Annotated in this window: 6 protein-coding genes; 1 reads left to right on the top strand and 5 read right to left on the bottom strand. The window is 45.0% G+C overall.

The features are described 5' to 3' along the window. Positions 1 to 150 precede the first annotated feature (150 nt). The gene (locus AC1DUA_RS16970) at positions 151 to 1,167 is read left to right on the top strand and encodes an ABC transporter substrate-binding protein (protein ID WP_477500887.1); all 1,017 of its coding nucleotides are present in this window, start codon (positions 151 to 153) and stop codon (positions 1,165 to 1,167) included. A 249-nt stretch (positions 1,168 to 1,416) separates the two neighbouring features. On the opposite strand, the gene AC1DUA_RS16965 is transcribed toward AC1DUA_RS16970, so the two are convergent. The 5 genes from AC1DUA_RS16965 to AC1DUA_RS16945 all read right to left on the bottom strand — a co-directional run bounded on the left by AC1DUA_RS16965 (position 1,417) and on the right by AC1DUA_RS16945 (position 8,206). Further along, a complete protein-coding gene (locus AC1DUA_RS16965) occupies positions 1,417 to 2,376 on the bottom strand; it encodes a sulfatase-like hydrolase/transferase (protein ID WP_477500886.1) in 960 nt (319 codons plus the stop codon). Positions 2,377 to 2,422: 46 nt separating this feature from the next. Beyond that, positions 2,423 to 3,370 carry an ABC transporter permease gene (locus tag AC1DUA_RS16960; protein WP_477500885.1) on the bottom strand — a complete coding sequence of 316 codons (948 nt, stop codon included), beginning with the start codon at positions 3,368 to 3,370 and terminating at the stop codon, positions 2,423 to 2,425. Further along, entirely contained in the window at positions 3,367 to 5,646 is a 2,280-nt protein-coding gene (locus AC1DUA_RS16955; protein WP_477500884.1) for a helix-turn-helix domain-containing protein, read from the bottom strand. Before AC1DUA_RS16955 ends, AC1DUA_RS16960 begins: the two co-directional genes overlap by 4 nt. A gap of 60 nt (positions 5,647 to 5,706) precedes the next feature. Next, positions 5,707 to 7,281 (bottom strand): extracellular solute-binding protein, encoded by a 1,575-nt coding sequence (locus AC1DUA_RS16950; protein WP_477500883.1) that lies wholly within the window; start codon positions 7,279 to 7,281, stop codon positions 5,707 to 5,709. 67 nt (positions 7,282 to 7,348) lie between these two features. Continuing rightward, positions 7,349 to 8,206 (bottom strand): carbohydrate ABC transporter permease, encoded by an 858-nt coding sequence (locus tag AC1DUA_RS16945; protein WP_477500882.1) that lies wholly within the window; start codon positions 8,204 to 8,206, stop codon positions 7,349 to 7,351. Positions 8,207 to 8,613: the final 407 nt, after the last annotated feature.

Here is an 8,613-nt window from a genome sequence, read left to right as displayed (position 1 = left end):
CGGTTGGATGGGACACCTTTGGCGGGAGCGAGACTCTCACGACGGCGCCGAATTCACGAATTGTACATTGACAAAATGACCCCAAATGAATAGAATTAGACACGAAAATGATAATCATTCTCATTATATTCAGGGGGGGTACAGAGATCAATGTTACGAAGAAATGTACAACTGTTCCGCAATTTCAGGAGTATGGCGCTAATCCTTATCACAACATGTGTGCTCATTGTTGCAGGTTGCGGACAACAAACAGCATCTCAAACCACAGATAAGGCAGCGGCAAGCCATTCGCCTTCACCTTCAGCACAACCGAGCAGCTCCGCGGAATACACCGTAAAACACGCAATGGGTGAAACGAAAATAACAGGAACACCTAAGAAGGTCGTCGTTCTGACGAACGAAGGAACAGAGGCCGTTCTTAGCCTAGGCATCAAACCTATCGGCGCTGTGAAATCTTTTACAAGTACGGGTGACTGGTATGATCATATTAAGGCTGATATGCAAGGTGTTACCGTCGTAGGGGACGAGAATCAGCCTAATTTGGAATTAATTGCTTCCCTGAAACCAGATCTCATTATCGGTAATAAACTACGTCAAGAGAAGGTATATCAGCAACTGTCCGCTATCGCGCCAACCGTATTTTCCGAAAAGCTTATGGGCGACTGGCAAATTAACTATCGTGTGTATGCGGAGGCTTTGAATAAAAAGGCCGAAGGCGATAAAATCATCGGTGATTTCGAGAACCGTATTACAGCTTTCAAACAACAAGCTGGCGACAAACTTAATACCAAAGTGTCCATCGTTCGTTTCATGCCAGGTAAAGTTCGGATTTATATGAAAGATACGTTCTCTGGCGTTGTATTGAAAAAGCTCGGCTTCCAGCGTCCAGCATCACAGGATCAAGAAAAGTTCGCAGATGATGTGCAAAAAGAACGAATTCCGGATATGAACGGCGATGTGCTTTTCTACTTTACCTATGAAAATGATAAAGGCGAAGGCAACAAAATTGAGCAGGAATGGCTAAATGACCCACTATGGAAAAACTTGGATGTCGCAAAAAAAGGTAATGTACAAAAGGTAAGCGACGCCATCTGGAATACAGCAGGTGGTATTAAAGCGGCTAACTTACTGCTTGACGACTTGGAAAAGTATTTTCTTAAAAAGTAAATCATAGAAAAAAGAAGCTGGATCATTGATCCTAGCTTCTTTTTTTGTTGCGTTTTATGTGAAAGGAGAATTTAACCATGCTGCAGCCAATACTTCATTCAATTTATAGTTCCAATTTGGATATCATTTTTCTAAGCGAACATTATCCGGTAAACAGGTTCTCTTTCTTTTCCGCTTTTCACGCAATAAATCATAGTATTTCCGGAAACAAAACAAATATACATGAATAGCCTCTTTTTTTACATTTATTTATAGCGGCACTCTTAATTCCGCAACGGAGATCCTTCTCTGCTCAAGCTTTCTGGCTTTTGCAGGCCGTATCACCGGCTCCTCTTCACCTGCTTCAATGATGCGGGCAATAAGTCGCTCTCTCAGTTCAGCCGTAATGGTTGCGTAACTTTCCACGCCGATTAGATTGCTAAGCTCGTGCGGATCCGCATGAAGATCATATAAGAACTGCTCTTCATATACATCGGAGGCAGCATCCTGCCAGGCATTTTTGTCTGGTGCATGGACGCTGTATTTCCATCGATTCGTCCGGATAGCTCGACCTACTTCGGATTCACTTATTTGCAAAAATACCTCATACCCAATGGGAGCCGGGTAATTGTCTAGATGATTTTGGTGATGAGGCTCAATATAAGACAGGAATAGGAAAAACGGATCTTCCGTCTGCTGCTGCCGGTTCCGCTTCTGCTCCTTATGTACAAATTGGATAGCTGCATCCGTTAAAGCATCCGCTCGGTACCCTGGCAGGTTAACCGCTTCGTTCTCGTTATTGTACATGACCGTGTCGTACGCATCGGAGGAGAATTCCAACACATTAGAGGCTAACCAATGCTCGTAGCCTCCCCTTTGTTCCTCAAGTACAGGTTCCGTACTAGCCAAATGCCATTTGCCAATATAACCCGTGTGGTATCCAGCATCACGAAAATAGTGGGCTAACGTCTTGCTTTCGGCGGGCAGCGGAATTCCATTACGGTAACATCCTGTAGACGTTGCATACCTACCGGTTTGCAGGCAGGATCGAGCTGGGCCGCAGACGGGCTGGCATGTGATTGACTGATACACGTGTGTGCCTTCGACCGCCATCCGGTCGAAATTCGGGGTAAGCCCCAGTGGATTGCCATGCACCCCTGTGGTATCCCATCTTTGTTGATCGGTAAAGAATACGATAACATTCGGACGTACTGCGCTTTTATCTCCCATAACATCCCAGCTCCCTCATCTTATCAGTATCAAACTATCTTCCCATTTACCATAATCCTTGATCACTGAACCGGCGCGCCAGCCAGTTGGTAAACAGGAGCAGCAGCAAACCCGCCAAGGATTGAAACAAGCCTGCGGCAGTTGCAATCGAGAATCGTCCCAAACTCAAACCAACCCGATAGACATACGTATCCAAAATATCTGCAACATGAAGCACGACATCGTTAGATAAGATAAAGACCTGATCAAAGCCTGCTGACAATATTTGTCCTGTTCTGAGGATCAGCATAATCACGATCGTTCCCGATATCGCCGGAAGGGTCACGTGACTGATTAATCGGAATCGATTGGCTCCATCTATGCGCGCTGCCTCATACATCTCTGGATTAATGCCTGCGATAGCTGCCAAATAAATGACAGTTCCCCAGCCGACTTCCTTCCATATATGCGAGACGACGAGTAGCGAGCGGAACGATTCCGGCCGCATAAGCGGGGAACTGCTGAACCCCAACCACGAAATCAAGCCTGTTCCCGGCGACAGGATGGCAAACAATATACCTCCCAGCACAATCCAGGATAGAAAATGGGGGAAATACAAAATGCTCTGGATTATCTTCTTCAACCTGCGATTAATAACCTCATTCAACAAAATAGCAAGTGCGATTGGTGCAGGAAATCCGAAGATTAACTTATAAAAACTTATGAGTAACGTATTATATAGGGCATTCCAGAAATCCCCTGTTGACCATAGAATCCGAAACCATTTTAACCCCACCCACGGACTGCCCAGAACCCCCTGCGTTAGTTTATAGTCCTTAAAGGCAATGATAACGCCGCCCATCGGAATATATTTGAATACGATAAAATAAATAAGGCCTGGCAGCAAGAGCGCGTAATAATATCTATATTTCAGCAATTTTCGAATAAAAGAGCTTGAAGGCGCTGCTTTTGTGCGTAAAACGGAAGGCTTTGGATGGCTGACTTGACTACTCATATGGCACCTCCTTTTTCTACCTGCAGTTTGCGGTACTCACCTGGTGTGATTTTCTCCCACTTTTTGAAAAATCGAATGAAGCTCTGCACATCGTGGTAGCCGATCTGACCGCAAATTTCCTGCAAAGAATATTTGCAATTACCTACGAATAGCAGCTCCTTGCTTTTATCGATGCGCAGCCGGGTCAAGTAATCAAGCGGTGCTTTCCCTGTCTCCGCACGAAACATTCGGCTTAAGTAGCTGGAGCTGACACCGACATGATCGGCAATATCAGCAATTGATTCAATCCGATTGTAATAAGTCTGCATGTAGTCAATTGCCTTACTGATGTAGGCATTGCTCAGCTTATTATCCTGAAACTGTTCAAGCAGGTTCATGATGTCAGTGATATAGCCATAGAATAGCTCCTTCACCTGACCAATATGTTCGCATTCACTGACGGATTGGAACCGTAAATGAACTTTATCCAGCGAATAACCATCTTCATACAGCTCTTGTACGATCGCTCCCATCATCAAGGTAATGGTGTCTTGAACTTCATCTCGGGTATAGGATTTGCCTAACATATAGCGGTCGAACAATTCGTCAAGGGACAACTTAGCTGACTCCCGGTCTACCGCCTTAAGACGACGCAGCAGTTCCTTTTGAATAGTTAACGGATAACTCCATTTTCTAGCATCCGCCGAATCCTCGAAAAAGACGCAATCGCTTTGGTAGGTCCAAGCCGTATTGTGCAGCGCACGTTTGGCCTCGTGGTATGACTTGTTCAAGCCGTTCATCGATGAATAAATGCCCCCTAAGGCAATTTGCAAGGTGATTCCGAACTCCTCCAGACCTATCCGGTTCGCCGCCTGACAGCAGGCATCCAATTCCAATTTCAGCTGGGTGATGTAAGTAGAAACAGGCGAATTCAAAATAAACCCGAACTGGTGGTTCTCAAGTATTGTGCCGACAACAAACAGGCGCTGCCGCAGTTCCTTCTCAATGGTGCTGAACAGCAGCAAGCGAATTTCGTTGTAGTCTTCCTGATCCTCCAGTGGCTGCATATCTGCTCGAACAATGATCGCAGCATAATAAGCATGCGGGAAGACGATTCCGAGATGCTGAAGTCGATTAGCCATCACTGAAGTTTCGAATACACGATTGGTCAAAATATCATAGATCAGTCGGAAACGGATAATCGGTTTACTCTGCTCCAGGGTTTGTTTGATATAGCGGTTTTCTGAAACGAGCTCCCGGATCGCTTCAGCGACCAGCTGGCTTTCATCCTTTTTCACCATGTTCCCTGGGTATTGGCTCTGCTGCTCTACATAGTCCCTCACCATGTTCTTCCATGGTCTAGTGAAACGAATACTATAGAGGCATGCAAGCGCTATACTAATTAAAAGGATGACGGCCGCAACCTGAGTTGCAGCGTGCACCTTGCTCTTCCAGGCAAGTTGGTAAACCGAGTAGGGAATACGTTCGGCAACCATCCACGGAGTCGTGTCAGATCTCGCATAGCTGAGGAAATAGGTCTCATCTTGCCCCTGCATTTGCACCATCCCTGAGGAACCTGACAGGGAATGTCCAGCATTCTGAGATTCCAAAGCCATCGTGAATGCTTTACTTCTGGCATTACTTTCGGAAAGAACGACATAGCTATCGCTGTCCATAATCATCATCTTGCTGCTATCCACATTCGCATAACGAAACAAGGCATCGAAAAACGCTTGACGCTTCACATTCAGAATGAGTTCCCCAAGCGGTTCTTTGGCAGTCAAAGGAACTAGCCTATGAAAGGTAAGCAATTCAACGGGTTCCGAAAGGGATGTATCCTTCAGACTGCGCACCTGATAGCCTTTGCTGTTACTCGCTTGGAAGTTTGTTGTAATGATTTGTTTATCAAAAAATTGATCCAGCGCATAAAGGCCTTCATTCGTAGTCAAAATACGGTTGTTCAGACGAAAATATAAATAAATGGAATACAATATATTGTTGGAATTAACTTCATCTTTCAACTGATTCTTCAAGGCTCCATATTGCAAAATGGAATACGGATATGGATTCGTTAACGCCTCATTGACTCCTGGTTTAAGAGAAACTTGCAAGGAGAGCTGTTCTATATTCTCAATTAATGATTCAGAATGCTTCATCATCCCCGAGATTTCACTCTGAGACGAACGTGCCAGCTCGGATTTAATATCGTGGGATACAATCATCAGGTACGACGAACCGACCGCCAAAATGAGGATCACTATGATAGTCATATAGGATACGAGCATTTTATTAAACATAGACTGTCCCCTCTCTTTTTCAAGCATGATTCGCTCCGTCGTCCTGATCCTATTTGAACATTATTTTGTTTTCTTCCACTCCGCATTAACCTGCTTCTCGATTTCTTGCCCGCCTTCTTGGTAATACCGTTTGACTAGTTCATCCCATTTATCCACGGACCATGCGCCAGTAACAATTTTGGCGAAGTACTCATCCCACAGCTTTTTGATATCCGGGTAGTCGTTCATTGCTTGCACACTCTTCCAAAACTCGTTGTGGACCACATTCTGAGGGTCATTGGAGACTGTCATAGCTGCTATTGCTTCTTCCGTTAACCAACGGCGGTCTACGACTTGCAGGAAGCGAATCGGGTTCGAATAGCCTTTCTTATACAGTTCGGAATAATTCGGGACAAGCAGCTTAATTTTGTTTTTGTCTTTATCGAACTGATAATCCTCATTCTCGATCCCGTAAGTGACGAGGTCAAAGCCTGGACCYGCTGACCAGTTGATTAACTCCATCAGCTTCTCGGGACTCTTAACTTTGGCCGATATCGCCCGAATATCGCTATAGGCCGGCGAATTCTCGGCAGCTCCCTTTTTCCCGTTCGCGCCAGCAGGTGGTGTAAGGAAGGAAAGTTTCGCTGTCGCTACTGTCTTCTTCAGAGCACTGTAGTTTGCTCCTGTCGGATCAGCATCAAATGCCGTTCCCTCGAAAATGCCAGCTTTGGAATTAATGATTTTTTCGTTCATTTGCTTCGCTTCCATAATTGGAAACTCCGGATCGATGATACCCTCTTTATACCAACTTTGCAATAAAGAAAGCGCTTGCTTCATCTCAGGCAAAACCATTCCCTGCTTCAACTGCCCGTCACGCTGTTGCCAGAATGTAGGAACAACACCGAAAGCACCAAATATTGAGCTGAAATAATTGCCATTTGCCCCAGCTCCGAGAAGCTTGTTAGTTGTTATGCCATAGGTATCCTTCTTCCCATTCCCGTCTGGATCATTGAACGTGAACGCCTTGAGTACATCATGAAGCTCATCCACGGTGGTCGGTGTTTTCAGCTTGAGTGCATCCAGCCAATCCTGACGTATCAACAGCCCATTCACGTTAGGTCCATTAAAGGTTTCTGGGCGGTAACCTGGAGGCAATCCGTACAGTTTCCCGTTGTGTTTGAGAATCTCCAAATCTTCCGGTTTCAGAAACTTCGCAACATTAGGCGCATTCTTTAACAAGTCGTCCAGCGGCAGAATCAAACCTTCATCCGTCAATCTGTTCAACGTCAGGAGATCCGGCACACTAAAGTAATCCGGCAGGTCCCCGGAAGAGGCAAGCAAGTTAAGCTTGGTCTTATATTCATCCCCAGAAGCCATTGAAATGTTGTAATCAACACCTTTGATTCCTGCCTGATCAAGCGCTGCCAACACCTTTTGCTTTGCTGGGCCGCCATCTGCTGGGTATTCAGGTGCTTGGAAGTTGCGGAAAATCTTAAAAGTAACCTTGGCAGAGTCACTTCCGGAAGCATTGTTTTGCTGAGCTGCTGTACTAGGTGCGCTTGTCGCCCCGTCCGACTCTGGGTTGCTGCTGCACGCAGCCGTAAGGCTAGCTGCTATAGTGAAAATAAGAATGGATTTATATGTATAGAATGACATCGTATTATTCCCCCTATTCAATCTTATTCGATCCTAGCCAACATTAATATAAAGTCCTAAGTTGATCTTAAGCTTTGACCGAACCAATCAGAGTCCCCTGTACAAAGTATTTTTGTAAAAAAGGATAGACAATAAGAATCGGAAGCACCGCCATGATGGTCGTTGCTGCAATGACTGATTCTGTCGATGAACCCGTGCTTTCCCCCGTCATTTGGGCAATGGTCTGTCCATTAATAATATCCCGCAGGAGCACGGGAAGAACATACTTGCTTTTGTCATTCAGATAAAAAAGCGCCTGCAAATAGTTGTTCCAGTAGCCAACTGCCTCCCACAATGCGATTGTTGCGAGCACTGGTTTAGAGAGAGGGAGAATCACACTGGCAAAAATGCGAATGGCATGAGCCCCATCCATGGTCGCCGATTCATCCAACTCCCGGGGGAGCGTTCGAAAAAAACTCATCATAACGATGACGTTATACGCCGATATAGCCGTCGGCAGAATCAATGACCATAAAGAGTTGATAAGTCCGACGTTTTTCACCAGTAAATAAGTAGGAATAATCCCACCGCTGAACAGCATCGTGAACAAAATAAGAAGTACAAACCATTTTTTGCCGGGTAAATCTTGTTTAATGAGGGGAAAAGCGGTTGCCGCTGTCAAAAATACGCCGACCAATGTGCCAACCAATGTAATAAATAAGCTATTGCCATACGCAAGCCATAAATACCGGGAATGTAAGATGTTAACGTAAGCATCCGTGGTAAAATCTCTCGGCCACAAAAACAAGCCGCCTTTCATCGCCTCCTCCATGCCGCTGAAGGACACGGCCGCTTCCCGCCACATCGGGTAAAGAGTGACTAGGGTCAACGCGCTCAAAAAAATGATATTGAAAACTGAAAATAGATTGCCTCCTTTTGGACTCATCTGCTAGGTCTCCTCCGTCAAACTGAATTGTCATTCGGCTAATTCCGACTAATTCAATTATGTATAAAATGCGTGTGCGAATATATAATTAGTTTTTGTACTAATGATTAAAATTTGAATTTATTGTCTGAAAAGCTTGTACTATCAAGGTTTTATCAAAAAGTAACTAGTAGACAATTTCGCATGATTTGTAAGACACATACAACGATTCGCTCGAAAATAAAATTAATCTTATCATTTAACTCGGAATTATTCAATGGAGAATCGGCAATTCCCGGATGCCTAGTGGGAAACCGTTTAAGACTTTTAGGTGCAAGTAATTCCCCTGTTCGGTTACCTAGTTCCGAGGGAGAGTACCGGGAACAGTACCGGTTCCCTCGAAGTCCCTCGGATGGCATACATGGAAA

It is taken from the genome of Paenibacillus sp. 01T422, assembly GCF_056398785.1.
Note: the sequence above shows the minus strand (reverse complement) of the source record. Positions and strands in the feature narration are given on the sequence as shown.

What these genes read in the sequence shown, in the direction of transcription:
- AC1DUA_RS16970 (WP_477500887.1), top strand. Translation starts at nt 151, where the DNA reads ATGTTACGAAGAAATGTACAACTGTTCCGCAATTTCAGGAGTATGGCG.
- AC1DUA_RS16965 (WP_477500886.1), bottom strand. Translation starts at nt 2,376, where the DNA reads ATGGGAGATAAAAGCGCAGTACGTCCGAATGTTATCGTATTCTTTACC.
- AC1DUA_RS16960 (WP_477500885.1), bottom strand. Translation starts at nt 3,370, where the DNA reads ATGAGTAGTCAAGTCAGCCATCCAAAGCCTTCCGTTTTACGCACAAAA.
- AC1DUA_RS16955 (WP_477500884.1), bottom strand. Translation starts at nt 5,646, where the DNA reads ATGTTTAATAAAATGCTCGTATCCTATATGACTATCATAGTGATCCTC.
- AC1DUA_RS16945 (WP_477500882.1), bottom strand. Translation starts at nt 8,206, where the DNA reads ATGAGTCCAAAAGGAGGCAATCTATTTTCAGTTTTCAATATCATTTTT.